This window comes from Pseudomonas sp. AC229, from assembly GCF_979254655.1.
This window is the reverse complement of sequence record NZ_CEEDHK010000013.1, coordinates 143,330-155,746: the sequence shown is the minus strand read 5'-3', so window position 1 is coordinate 155,746 and position 12,417 is coordinate 143,330. Positions and strand designations below refer to the sequence as shown.

Annotated in this window: 10 protein-coding genes; 5 read left to right on the top strand and 5 right to left on the bottom strand. The window is 61.0% G+C overall.

Annotated elements, in window-relative coordinates; translation table 11 throughout:
- Window positions 1-26: 26 nt before the first annotated feature.
- The 3 genes from AC0IW7_RS18715 (at window position 27) to AC0IW7_RS18705 (ending at window position 3,155) form a co-directional block, all read left to right on the top strand.
- Window positions 27-245 (top strand): VF530 family protein, encoded by a 219-nt coding sequence (locus tag AC0IW7_RS18715; protein WP_471820054.1) that lies wholly within the window; start codon window positions 27-29, stop codon window positions 243-245.
- A gap of 179 nt (window positions 246-424) precedes the next feature.
- On the top strand, window positions 425-613 hold the full coding sequence (locus tag AC0IW7_RS18710) for a hypothetical protein (protein WP_205898675.1): 189 nt from the start codon (window positions 425-427) through the stop codon (window positions 611-613).
- 292 nt (window positions 614-905) lie between these two features.
- Window positions 906-3,155, top strand: coding sequence for an LTA synthase family protein (locus AC0IW7_RS18705; protein WP_471819997.1), 2,250 nt, complete (start codon window positions 906-908; stop codon window positions 3,153-3,155).
- A gap of 6 nt (window positions 3,156-3,161) precedes the next feature.
- Here the strand turns inward: AC0IW7_RS18705 and AC0IW7_RS18700 are convergent, their stop codons facing one another.
- Both AC0IW7_RS18700 and AC0IW7_RS18695 read right to left on the bottom strand, forming a co-directional pair.
- Complete coding sequence (locus tag AC0IW7_RS18700) at window positions 3,162-4,298, bottom strand: PQQ-dependent sugar dehydrogenase (RefSeq protein WP_471819995.1); 1,137 nt, start codon at window positions 4,296-4,298, stop codon at window positions 3,162-3,164.
- 109 nt (window positions 4,299-4,407) lie between these two features.
- Window positions 4,408-5,136, bottom strand: coding sequence for a substrate-binding periplasmic protein (locus AC0IW7_RS18695; protein ID WP_471819993.1), 729 nt, complete (start codon window positions 5,134-5,136; stop codon window positions 4,408-4,410).
- A gap of 134 nt (window positions 5,137-5,270) precedes the next feature.
- Here AC0IW7_RS18695 and AC0IW7_RS18690 point away from each other — a divergent pair, with 134 nt between their 5' ends.
- Together AC0IW7_RS18690 and AC0IW7_RS18685 are read left to right on the top strand one after the other, a co-directional pair.
- Entirely contained in the window at window positions 5,271-7,061 is a 1,791-nt protein-coding gene (locus AC0IW7_RS18690; RefSeq protein WP_471819991.1) for a S8/S53 family peptidase, read from the top strand.
- A gap of 59 nt (window positions 7,062-7,120) precedes the next feature.
- The gene (locus AC0IW7_RS18685; RefSeq protein WP_471819989.1) at window positions 7,121-8,101 is read left to right on the top strand and encodes a zinc-dependent alcohol dehydrogenase family protein; all 981 of its coding nucleotides are present in this window, start codon (window positions 7,121-7,123) and stop codon (window positions 8,099-8,101) included.
- A gap of 214 nt (window positions 8,102-8,315) precedes the next feature.
- Here the strand turns inward: AC0IW7_RS18685 and AC0IW7_RS18680 are convergent, their stop codons facing one another.
- The 3 genes from AC0IW7_RS18680 to AC0IW7_RS18670 form a co-directional block, all read right to left on the bottom strand.
- Window positions 8,316-9,650 carry a DEAD/DEAH box helicase gene (locus AC0IW7_RS18680; RefSeq protein ID WP_162998689.1) on the bottom strand — a complete coding sequence of 445 codons (1,335 nt, stop codon included), beginning with the start codon at window positions 9,648-9,650 and terminating at the stop codon, window positions 8,316-8,318.
- Between the two features lie 112 nt (window positions 9,651-9,762).
- Complete coding sequence (gene rarD / locus AC0IW7_RS18675; protein WP_471819988.1) at window positions 9,763-10,659, bottom strand: EamA family transporter RarD; 897 nt, start codon at window positions 10,657-10,659, stop codon at window positions 9,763-9,765.
- 145 nt (window positions 10,660-10,804) lie between these two features.
- A complete protein-coding gene (locus tag AC0IW7_RS18670) occupies window positions 10,805-11,794 on the bottom strand; it encodes an alpha/beta fold hydrolase (protein WP_471819987.1) in 990 nt (329 codons plus the stop codon).
- Window positions 11,795-12,417 lie beyond the last annotated feature (623 nt).

The window sequence follows — 12,417 nt, the reverse complement described above, 5'->3', positions numbered from 1 at the left end:
TCCCTTTTGATAACGAGCGGCTCATGATCAGCGAGAAACAGCACAACGCGCTTCACGGCGTCACTCTGGAAGCCATCGTGACGGCGTTGGCAGCGCATTACGGGTGGGAAAAGCTGGGCGAGCTCATTGCCATTCGCTGTTTTCAGAGCGAACCCAGCGTGAAGTCGAGTCTGAAATTTCTTCGGAAAACCCCGTGGGCACGCGAAAAAGTGGAAGCGCTGTACGTGCGCACACGGCTGCACTGACCGACGGTGCTGGGCCGGAACCGTCCTCGATAGCGGCCGTTTTTAAGGGTTTACAAGGGCTTAAGTGAATTCAACGGCGCGCCGGAAAATCACTCGAACGAGAATTCAGCGTTATTTAGCCGGGCCAGGGGCGCTCATTTTGTGTACAATACCTGGCCAAATTACTGTTGACAGGTTAAATGGCCGCCATGCGCGTTAAAGCATCCGAAATGAAGAAAAAAGCCCCTCCCGCCGTTGAAACGCACAGCTCGATCGACGATGCAGTGACGGCATTCCTGAAAGCTGGTGGCCAGATTCAGGAAATTCCAAAAGGTGTTAGCGGTCAGGTGTTCGCCCCGTCGCGCCATATCACCCTCGGTAAAAAATAAGTTATTCGTTATTGCTGCTGTTCCTGGCGCTTTGTTTGTCATTCTTGAATGAAAGCGCTCGAACAGCTGTAGTACCCGCCCCGATTCTCCCCTCCTTGTCCGTCTGACCTTTCTCGTTTTACGCCCCGCTACACCACTGCTCACACATTCGCCCCGCCGCGCAGAACAAGCTTCTGGCCTCACGCATAGAGATGTTTCAGAATCGTGACAACGCGGTCGCCGCTCTCGCTCTAGTTTCTTAGGTGCTTTGCCGACTGGCTTGGATTCTCTCTGCCTTATCTCAGGAGCTCCTGTGCGCATTTCCAGCCCCTGGCTGCAGCACCCCGCTTACACATTTCTCGCTCGCGGTTTCCTTCTGCTTGTTGTGCCCCTGCTGGCGCGCTATTGCCTTGGCTGGTCGAACGGTTTCGGCTATTTGTCGGATCTGGCCATTGGTTCGCTGCTGATCGTGTTGCTGCACAACCGGCCATTGTGGCTGGCGCTGCCGGTATTGCTGGTGTGGAGCGTATTTACCCTGAGCACCGCTGAATTGGTAGGCGCCGTGGGTCGCATGCCGGAAGTGAGCGACCTGCAATACCTCACCGACCCACAGTTCGTTGGCCATTCCACCCAAGGCGGCGGCCTTACCTATCCCTTGCTCGGCATTGGTCTGGCGCTAGGGCTTATTGCGAATCTGCTTATCCGTCGGCAAAAGAACGCCCGCCGTCTGCCCTTTTATACCTATGCCCTGCCCCTCGGTTTCGCGGCGCTGCACGCCAGCGGCCAGTACCTGACGCCCAGTGAGGCGGTGCAGTGGAAGCAATTCAACCTGCCGCACAAACTGCTCGCCGAAGGGTTCAACGGTGGCCAGATGCGTCTGGAAGCCTGGCTGGATAACGACGACCCCGAAACCAAGCCCGACATCGCCGGCCTCAGCCAGCTCGATCTCAACGGCAGCAAGCTGTTCGCCGGCAAAGGCCAGGCGAAGAACGTGTTGATCGTGACGCTCGAAGGTATTCCTGGCGCGTACCTCGCCACCAATCGTCAGGCGTTGCACAGCAGTTATCAAGAGGATTTGATGCCGCGTCTGAGCCAGTGGGCCGACCGCGCAATGAACACGCCCGACTACGTGCTCCACAGCCATCAAACCATTCGCGGCCTGTACGCCATGCTGTGCGGCGACTACAGCAAGCTCGACAGCGGCACCCCCAAGGGCGTGGAATTGCTCAACAGCAGCACACGCAATCTGCAATGTTTGCCTGCGCAGTTGCGTGACCAAGGCATGCGCACCACCTTTCTGCAAGGCGCCGGCCTGCGCTTTATGGCCAAAGACAAAATCATGCCGCACATGGGCTTCGAGCAAACTCGCGGTCGCAGCTGGTTTAAGAACAAGCCGTACCTGGAGTTCCCGTGGGGCATGGACGACAAGGCGTACTTCGAAGGCGCGCTGAAACAGGTGGCCGAGCTTCGCCAGTCGAAAAAACCTTGGATGCTCACGCTGCTCACGGTTGGCACCCACCAGCCCTACTCGGCGCCGCAGGATTACCTGGACCGCTACCCCAGCGCCAAACAAGCCGCCATCGGTTACCTGGACGATGCCGTCGCCGACTTCCTCGCCGCACTGGAAAAACAGGGCGTGCTCAAGGACACCTTGGTGATCGTTACCTCAGACGAGTCTCACGGTATCGAGGATGTCCGGCTTGCGTCAGCGTGGGGCTTCAATCTGATTCTCGCCCCCGAACAAAGCCAGTTGCCACGGCTGAAACAGGGCGTGTACGGGCACGTCGACCTCACCGCCTCGGTGCTCGATTACTTCGACTTTCAGGTGCCGCCAAACCTCACCGGCCGTTCGCTGTTTCGCGACTACAGCACGGGCCGCGAGATTCTGTCGTACACCAACGGCTTGCTGCGCCAGCACGACGGCAAAGGCACGTTTACCGAGTGCGACTTTCAGCAAATTTGCCGACGCTACGCCAGCGAAGGATTTATCGCCGACCAGGCCCGCTACCTCGGTCGCGTGGGCGGCAAGCAGGCGCGGCTGGTTAGCGAGCGCGCGGGCCTGCTGGATCAATCGCTTAGCAACGGCCAGATCGGCCAGCAGTATCAGTTCGCCAACAACGAGCGAATTCGCTTGAAGGCGGAGGCCAAGGACGACTGGGCCGACAACCTGATCGGCGCCCAATATCTGGAACTGCCGCAAGGCACCCGCACGCGGGTGAACGTCACCATTCGCGCGGTGCACATGGCCAAGCAAGGCGCCAAGTTGCTGCTCAAAACCAAGGAGTTCGACCGTGATGTGGCCGGGCTGATTCCCGAGCTGCCGGCGCTCAAGCCTGGGCAAACGCTGAACCTGAGCTTCGGTTTCGACAACCTCGAAACCCGCAAGGCCTTCTCCTTTCACCTGCTGGGCGAAGGCCAAGGCGCTATCGAAATTACCGACTTCAGTGTGGTGACCGAACCGTTGCTCGCCGCCGACATGCTCGATTTGGAGAAAACCGAGGAAAGCGCCCAGGCCGACAGCAGCGCGCCTGAAGAAACGCTCGACGAACCCGTCGAGCTGTAACGCGGTTTATTCCACCAAGCCGATGCGCACCAGACTGCCCGTGTCGGCATCGGTCAGCACATACAAGAAGCCGTCCGGCCCCTGGCGCACATCGCGAATGCGCCCGAGTTTGTCTTTCAGCAAACGCTCTTCGTGCACCACGTCATTGCCTTTTAGCTCCAGGCGAATCAGTGACTGGTCGGCCAGCGCGCCAATAAACAGATTGTGCTGCCAGCCGGCAAAACGCTCGGCGTTGTAAAACGCCATGCCGCTCACGGCGGGTGATTTTTCCCAGACATGCTGGGGCGGCTCGGTGCCCGGCGCGGTTTTGCCCTTGGCCTCGCGAATCGGCAGCAGGGTGTAATCGATGCCATGGGTTGCCAGCGGCCAGCCATAGTTTTTGCCAGGCTGGGGAATATTGATTTCATCGCCACCGCGCGGGCCGTGCTCGTGCAGCCACAGTGCGTCAGTCCAGGGATTGAGCGCCGCGCCCTGAGCGTTGCGGTGGCCGTAGGACCAAATTTCCCCACGCGCGCCTGGCTTACCTACAAACGGGTTGTCGGCCGGAATACTGCCGTCCAGGTTCAGGCGCACCACTTTGCCTTGCAGCTTGTCGAGGTCCTGAGCCGCCGTGCGCTGGTAATTTTCGCCAAGGGTTACGAACAAATGACCTTCGCCATCGAACACCAAGCGCGCGCCGTAGTGGTTACCGGTAGACAGCTTCGGCGCTTGGCGAAAAATCACCTCAAAGCCTTCCAGGCTTTTACCGTCGGCAGCCAATTTACCGCGCCCCACGGCGGTGCCGCCCAGGTTGTCGTCGCCCTCTTCGGCGTAGGCCAGGTACACCCAACGGCCCTCCGCGAAGCTGGGTGACAGGGCAACATCCAGCAATCCACCCTGCCCACGGCTATAAACCTGGGGCACACCGCTAACCTGCGATGAACCGCTGAAATCGGCTGCCACCAAGCGCAACTGCCCAGACCGCTCGGTGATCAGCAACTGGCCGTCGGGCAAAAACGCCATGCCCCACGGATGGCGCAAATCGTTGAGCAGGTATTGCACCTGCACCGTGCCGCGTTCGCTGCTCTGCTGAAAATCTTCTTCGGCTTGCGCTGCACCGCCCAACACCGACAACCCCACCACTGCTAACGCTTTGAACAGCATCGTCCGTTCTCCAGGCTTGAAATCGAGTGGGCAAAAGACTGGCAAAAAAACGCCGGCGCGGCTGTTTGCAATTGCAACGGGAAACTACAGCCGAGGGCCTGCGCAGACCTCAATAGTCCGCATATTTGCGCTCAATCTCCTCGTATTCACCCGTGCGGCGTATGGTGGCCAACCCGTGATTGAAGGCATCGCGTTGGCGCTGCAAACGGAAACCTGCCTTGTAAGCGGTGGGCGGGAATAGCTCGTACCACGTCAGCGGCTGGGTGATGTCCACCTGGCCGAGCACGTCGCGGTTGAAATAACGGATCACCTTGAGGTCGCCAATGACGACATCGATACGGCCGCTGTAGAGCAACCGGTTGCGCGTGACTTGCTGCGCTTCCTCGCGGTAGTTGGGGTGGTCTTTCACGGCGGCGGCGTACTCGGGGCCGAGCAAAAAGCGCGCTCGCTGGAAGGCGCTGACCGAATAACCGCGCAGGTCGTTGATGCTGTGCAACTGCACCTTGCGCGAACTCAGCGCCACTGCGGTGTTGTGGTAATAAATGTAGGTATCGGAGTAATACGCCCGCACGCCGCTCAGTTCGTTGGTGGTGGTAATGCAGTCCAGCTCGCCGTGGGCCAGCATTAAATGCAGGCGCTCCATGGGTGCGAAGTAAGGCTGCATTTCATAGCCGGCACGGCGCAGCGCCGCTTCCACCACTTCGTACTCCAAGCCGCGTCGTTCGACCTCGAACACATACGGCGGCTTGTTCAACCCAAAGCCAACACGCAGCGGCTCCGCGTGCGCGGCCACCGCCATAATCACGAGCGACACCAAGGCCCACAGTCGGCAAAACATGCGACCTCCCGGGTTTGTCGGCGTGTTGCTCAAGCATAGCGCGCCCAGCCCGCGCTGCCTGGCATAACGTGGCCTGAACCAATGCCGCCAGGGCGACTCACAGCCCTACTTCGATCTGCCATGGAACCCTATCGATGCGCGCCCTTCCCCTCGCTGGTTTGACCCTGTCCCTGCTCGTCACCGCCCTGCCCGCTAACGCCGCCGACCCGCTGCGCCTGGTGCATCTGCAACGCTGTGGCGATGTGTTGAGCGATGCTCAGCAGTTCTGTCTGAATGCCCAAGGGCTGCAAACCGGCGCTGTGCGCGTCATGTTCGGCGGCGAGGCGCTGCCCGAAAGCGTGGTGCAACGCGACGGGCAACACGTGCAGGTGCAACTGAGCGGCGAACGCTACAAAAGCGCGCCGGTGTGGCTGGAGCAACAGGGCCAGGTCAGCAATCCGGTGTGGTTGACGTTGAATCGCAGCCATGTGGTCGCTGCCACGAAAGACGAAGTGACGAAGAACATGGATGGCCTGACCACTTACATCAACCTGGTCAGCCTGATCATCGAAGAAGACACCGACGGCCTGAGCATGGCCCGGCAATTGGCCAAAAAATACGGCGCAGAAGTGGTCGGCGCCATCCCACCGCTCAATACCTACCAGCTCCGTTTGCCGGCGAAAAACCTGATGGAGCGCGATGCGTTGATTCTGCGTCTGGGCACGGAAGTTAGCGTCGACGCGGTGGTGATTGAGGAGTCCGCTGCCGAAGAAGGCGAAAACGAAAACCTGGACGACGACCTCGCTGCCGGCAAACAAGCGCCCGAAGAAAAACCCAGCGGTGATGAGTGGGCCGCCAACCGTTTTCTAGACGCGGTGAATTACTACCAGCGGCGCATTCCATCCAAGAACAAACCGGTGCCGGTGGCACCCATCCGCATCGGCATCATTGAACGCAACGTCGATTTCGATACGGCCGACTTTGCGGATTACCTCGGCGCCGCGACTCGTGACGACGGCAAGCCGCACACCCGCGTGTACGCCCGCGACGCCAGCAAGCCCGATGGCCACGGCACCACCGTGACCGGCATTCTCGCTGCACGCTGGGACAAGGGCGGCAACACCGGCTTTCTGCGCGGGCTCGACCGCGCCGGGCCGGGGTTTGAAGTGATAGTTGAGCGCAACTCTGACGCAGGCATTACCGCCAATATCGCCGCCTCGGTGAACCTGGTTGAAGACGGCGTGCGCGTGCTGAATTGGAGCTGGGGCATTCACCGCGTGGGCGCGAAAAACATCCAAGGCGACGAGGTGGATTCGCTGGTGCGTTCTGGCCTGGCCATGAACGGCTACGAGGAACTGCTGGAAGAATTTTTCCTCTGGCTGCGCGCCAAGCACCCGGATGTGATCGTGGTGAATTCCGCTGGCAATGGCTCTTCGTTCTCGGGCGCCGACGAATATCGCCTGCCCTCTTCGTTTATTACCGATCAACTGTTCGTCGTCGGCGGCCACCAGCGCAGCGAGCGTCAAGACGTGGCCGTGGACGATCCGGCCTACGTGGTCAAACGCAGTTCGTCCAACAGCGACATGCGCGTCGACATCACCGCTGCCGCCTGCGCCCACGCCTCCACGGTAGCGGCCGATGCGCCAGGCGATGCCCATTGCGGCACCTCGTATGCCACGCCGATGGTCACCGGCATCGTTGCCGCCGTGCTGTCGATCAACCCGCAGTTGCACCCCGAACAGGTGCGCATGCTGCTGCGTCGCAGCGCCATGACCATCGGCGAGGAGTTCGACTTCGAGCCCGCCGACGCCGAAGACCTGACCGCCCCAATTCTGCCCTCCGAGCGCAACTACGACCTCAACAACAAAGACGTCGGCCGCTCGGCACGGTTGGATATGCAAAAGGCCCTCGACCTGGCGGTAAAAAGCCGTGATCGCGTGCGCTGAGGCGTCGAAGCTTCAGGGCAGCTAGACTGCCTCGTTCGTTTAACTGCCAGGAGATCAACATGCTCAAAGCTCAATACCAAACCCGCAGCAAAGTGCCGCATGAGGTGATCGAAGCCGTTGAACTGCAACTGCCGGCGCCTGGCGCCGGGCAGGTGCGCGTCAAAGTGCTGGCCGCGCCGATCAACCCCTCCGACGTGCTCACCCTCACTGGCGAATACGGCATGCTGCCGCCGTTGCCCGCCATTGGCGGCAACGAAGGCGTGGGCAAGGTCGAGGAATTGGGCGCCACTGTGAGCAACCTCAGCGTCGGCCAAATCGTCTTGCTGCCGGTTGGCAGCGGCACCTGGGTCACGCACCTGAACGCCGACGCCAGCAAGCTCATCCCGCTGCCAGACGCCGATCCGCAACAGCTGGCGATGCTCACCGTCAACCCACCCACTGCCTCGTTGCTGCTGAGCCAGTTTGTAGATTTGCAGCCAGGCGAATGGCTGATTCAGAACGCCGCCAACTCCGGCGTTGGCAGCTACATCATGCAGTTGGCCAAGTTGCGCGGTTTTAAAACCGTGAACGTGGTGCGCCGAGACTCAGCCGTCGCTGCCACCCAGCAAGACGGCGGCGACGTGGTACTGGTCGACGGCCCGGACCTGGCCAAGCGCGTTCGCGAAGCCACCGGCAGCGCCACCCTGCGCTTGGCCATCGACGCCGTGGGCGGCGCCGCCACCGACCACCTCGCCGCGTGCCTGGGCGAAGGCGGCGTGGTGGTGAACTACGGAATGATGAGCGGCGAACCGTGCCAGGTGTCGCCGTCGGCCATCGTTTTCCGCGACGTCAGCCTGCGCGGTTTCTGGCTGGCGAAGTGGTTCCGCAGCGCCAGTCAGGCTGAGCAAGGCAAGGTGTTTGGGGAGTTGGTGCAGTTGATCGCCAGCGGCAAATTGAAAACCCGCATTGCGGCGACGTACGACGTGAGTCAGATCAAGGACGCGGTGAAGGCGGCGGCTAGCGGTGAACGGGAAGGGAAGATTTTGGTGGTGCCGAAGTAATTGCTTTGGCGTTGTTTTCGAATGCTTGTTCCATCTTGAAACTCTGGATCCCCGCCTTCGCGGGGATGACGGTGTATAGACGGGATACACCGGACTTCTAAACATCACCGTCATTCCCCCGTAGGCGGCGGGCCGACGATTCGGGATCCAGAATCTCAAGGTGGAAAAGCATCGCGGCTAAAGCCACTCCTACAGGAATTGCGGTGTGCGGCGATTACTCCGCCGCTGGCGCCTCTGGCTTCTTGCGCTTCAACGGCGCCATGCCATCGCCACTCACCAAAGAGCTCTTCGGCTTGTTGGCCGTTTTGCGTTTGCTTGGCGCTTTGGCGACTGCTTTCTTGTCGGTCTTCTTGTCAGTCTTTTTCTTCTTGACGCCCACCGCTTTGCCCGACGCTTTGACCTTTTTCGGGCCGCCGTAGGTGCCTTTCAATTCCTTGACCACGCGGCGCTCGAAGCTCTGTTTCAGGTAGCGTTCGATGCTGGACATCAGGTTCCAGTCGCCGTGGCAGATCAGCGAAATCGCCAAGCCTTCGTTGCCCGCGCGGCCGGTGCGGCCGATGCGGTGAACATATTCGTCGCCACTGCGCGGCATGTCGTAGTTGATGACCAGGTCGAGGCCATCCACGTCCAGGCCACGGGCGGCTACATCGGTGGCGACCAGAATTTTCACGCCGCCCTGTTTGAGGCGGTCGATGGCCAGCTTGCGGTCCTTCTGATCTTTCTCGCCGTGCAGCACGAACACCTTGTGCTCCGCTGCAACCAGGCGGCCGTAGAGGCGGTCTGCGGCGACGCGGGTGTTGGTGAAGATGATCGCTTTTTGGTACGTCTCGTTGGCCAGCAACCAGAACACCAGTTGCTCTTTGTGCTGGTTGTGGTCGGCGGTGATGATCTGCTGACGCACGCCGTCGCTCAGTTGGCTTACGGCATTCAGTTGCAGGTGTTGCGGGTCTTTGAGCACCGAGGCGACCATTTCGCGCAAGCCATTGCCGCCGCTGGTGGCGGAGAACAGCATGGTTTGGTGCGCACCTTTGCATTCGCCGGCCAGACGCTGCACGTCTTCGGCAAAGCCCATGTCGAGCATGCGGTCGGCTTCGTCCAGCACCAGCACTTCCACGGCCTTGAGATCGAGGTTGCCGGCATTCAGTTGTTCGAGCAGACGGCCCGGCGTGCCGATGAGGATGTCCGGCACTTTGCGCAGCATGGCGGCTTGCACTTTGAAGTCTTCACCGCCGGTGATCAGGCCAGACTTGATAAAGGTGAACTGCGAGAAGCGCTCCACTTCCTTGAGCGTCTGCTGTGCCAGTTCGCGGGTTGGCAGCAGAATGAGCGCGCGAATCACCACGCGGGGTTTGGCGTCGCCCATCAGGCGGTTGAGCATTGGCAGCACGAATGCCGCGGTTTTACCGCTGCCGGTTTGCGCGGTAACCCGCAGGTCTTTCCCTTCCAGCGCCGGCGGAATGGCCGCGACTTGTACCGGGGTGGGCTCGACAAACTTCAGCTCGGCCACGGCTTTAAGCAGGCGTTCATGCAGGGCGAATTGGGAAAACACAGGGGCTACCTCGGCGAAGATCACTAAACAGCCGCATAGGTTACCGGTTGTTGCCCCGGAACGCCCGCAGTCTGTGCAGGCGGTCGACCGCAGGCGCGCCGTTTCGCCCCGGTTAAAGCGGCTGTCGGCTTTGCTTGCGCAGGACGTGAATGCTGTCCCAGGCGGTTAGCACGATGGCCAACCAAATGGGCAGATACGTCCACAACTGCGCCGGGTTGAAGGTCTCGCCAAGAAACAACAAGGTCACCACAAACAGCAGCGCCGGCTCCAGGTAACTGAGAATGCCGAACACGCCCAGCGGCAATAGCCGGCTGGAGGCCATCATCGCGGCAAAGGCCAGCGTGCCCAGCAAGCCGATGCCAGGCAGCAGCCACCACATTTGCGGGGCTTGGGTGAACAGGTTGTCCGGGCCGTAGGCAACGATCAGCCAAATCGCCACCGGCGCCAGCATAAGCATTTCCAGAATAAAACCGGACAGCGAATCCAGACGCATCCAGCGGCGCAGCATGAAATACGGCGGGTAGCCCAACGCAGTCACCAGCGTCGCCCAGGAAAACGCGCGGGTCAGCCACAACTCATGCAATACGCCCAACAGTGCCAGGCCGACGGCGATGCCCTGCAAGGGGCTCAATCGTTCGCGGTAAAACACGCGCCCCACCAGCACCATCGCCAGCGGCAACAGGAAGTAGCCGAGCGTCACTTCCAGCATCATGCCCTGCAGGGGCGCCCAGAGAAAAAGCCCCCATTGGATGCCGATCAGCGCCGCCGCCACGGGCAAGGCCAGCACCAGCAACGGCTCGCGGCGCAGGCGTTGCAGCGCGCCGAGCAACAGCCCCCATTGCCGCGACAGCGCCACCAACAACAGCACCATGGGAATGGACCACAGCACGCGCTGGGCGAAAATCTGAATGCCATCAAGCGGCGCCAGTTGGTTCACGTAGCCGGGCATAAAGGCGAACAACACCGATGCCAGCACCGACAACGCCACCCCGCGACCGGACAACCTCATGCCTTTCCCCACCCCAATAAATAGCCGGCGACCATAGCGCGGTTGCCGGATTGTGTCGTGAGGGTAGAAGAGAAAACTCGCCGTCAGCGAGACAGAAGCGCGGTCCAGTTGTGCGTGGGCGACAGCGACAACTGGCCGTCCCGCTTTAAAGCTGCGCCAAGCCGACCGGCTGGCGATGCTCAGCCAGATATGGCAACACGGCGGCCAGCAACGGCGCTTTGAAGGCTTCCTGGAAGCGGTGGGCCAGCCCCGGAATCAGCTTCAGCTGCGCGCCCTTGATATGCGCCGCCACGTGCACGCCATGCATCACCGGCAGCAGCGGATCTGCGGTGCCGTGCACCACCAGGGTCGGCACCCGCAGGCGATCCAGCAACGCCACGCGGCTGGGTTCGGCGAGGATGGCGAGAATCTGCCGCTGTACGCCAGCCGGGTTGAACGCGCGGTCGTAGGCCACGGCGGCCTGTTCTTTGAGCACGGCGCGGTCGTCATGCACCGTCGGGCTGCCCAGCGCGGCGAGCAAGTCGGCCTGTTGCTCGATGGCCACCTCTCGGTTCGGCGCTTCACGGCGGGCCAACAAGGCTAGCAACGCCGGCTTGGGCTCCGGCAAACCCTGGGCGCCCGAGCTGGTCATGATCAGCGTCAGACTGGCGACCCGATCAGGCGCCATGTCGGCCATATGCTGAGCAATCATGCCGCCCATGCTCGCGCCCAACACATGGAAACGGGTCACGTGCAGGCTGTTCATCAAGCCGAGTGCATCTTGCGCCATGTCGGTGAGGTGATACGGGGCGGTAACGGAAAAACCGAGTTTGTAGCGCAGCACTTCATACGTGAGATTGGCCGTTTCCGGCGCGTGGGCCCAGGTCGACAAGCCGACGTCGCGATTGTCATAACGAATCACCCGAAAGCCATGCTGGCAGAGGGCAACCACCACTTCGTCGGGCCAGTGAATCAATTGTCCGCCCAGGCCCATGACCAGCAGCAATGCCGGATCGGAATCGCGGCCAATGCTCTGGTACGCAAGATTTACCGCGCCCAGATCTGCCCGTTGAGTGGGAACCGTGACATCACACCGTGAAGCCGCAAAAGACGGCAAGGCACACCACAAGGCGGCCCAGAAAAGAAACGCTCGCATAAGAAAAACACCAACACGCAAAACCCCAGTAAGGGCGGATTCTGCTGACATCCGTGCGAGCGCGCTGCCACATAACCGTGACAGTTTGATGAAGGGCGCTGAACGGTAGTGAGCTGGGGTGGGAAACGCAGGTGCAAACCAAAAACCTCCGTCATCCCCGCGCAGGAGGGGATCCAGAGTTGTGTGGCGGGCATGCATCGAAGACTCATCGGAGATTCTGGATTCCGAATCGTCGGACCGCCGCCTACGCGGGAATGACGGTGTTGGGGCGAGTGAATGCGTAACCTCAGCAAACCCCCGTCATCCTCGCGAACGCGGGGATCCAGAGTTGTGTGGCGGACATGCATCGAAGACTCATCGGAGATTCTGGATTCCGAGTCGTCGGACCGCCGCCTGCGCGGGAATGACGGTGTTGGGGCGGGGAACGCAGTTAGAGCCAAAACCTCCGTCATCCCCGCGCACGCGGGGATCCAGAGTTGCGTGGCGAACATACATCGCGGCCCCATCCGAGATTCTGGATCCCGAATCGTCGGACCGCCGCCTGCGCGAGGATGACGGTGTTGCATTGGGGAACGCAGGTACAAACCGAAACCTCCGCCTACGCGGGAATGACGGTGTTGGGC

Coding starts and splice junctions, on each gene's coding strand:
- AC0IW7_RS18700 (WP_471819995.1), bottom strand. CDS start 4,298: ATGCTGTTCAAAGCGTTAGCAGTGGTGGGGTTGTCGGTGTTGGGCGGT.
- AC0IW7_RS18710 (WP_205898675.1), top strand. CDS start 425: ATGGCCGCCATGCGCGTTAAAGCATCCGAAATGAAGAAAAAAGCCCCT.
- AC0IW7_RS18690 (WP_471819991.1), top strand. CDS start 5,271: ATGCGCGCCCTTCCCCTCGCTGGTTTGACCCTGTCCCTGCTCGTCACC.
- AC0IW7_RS18685 (WP_471819989.1), top strand. CDS start 7,121: ATGCTCAAAGCTCAATACCAAACCCGCAGCAAAGTGCCGCATGAGGTG.
- AC0IW7_RS18670 (WP_471819987.1), bottom strand. CDS start 11,794: ATGCGAGCGTTTCTTTTCTGGGCCGCCTTGTGGTGTGCCTTGCCGTCT.
- rarD (WP_471819988.1), bottom strand. CDS start 10,659: ATGAGGTTGTCCGGTCGCGGGGTGGCGTTGTCGGTGCTGGCATCGGTG.
- AC0IW7_RS18695 (WP_471819993.1), bottom strand. CDS start 5,136: ATGTTTTGCCGACTGTGGGCCTTGGTGTCGCTCGTGATTATGGCGGTG.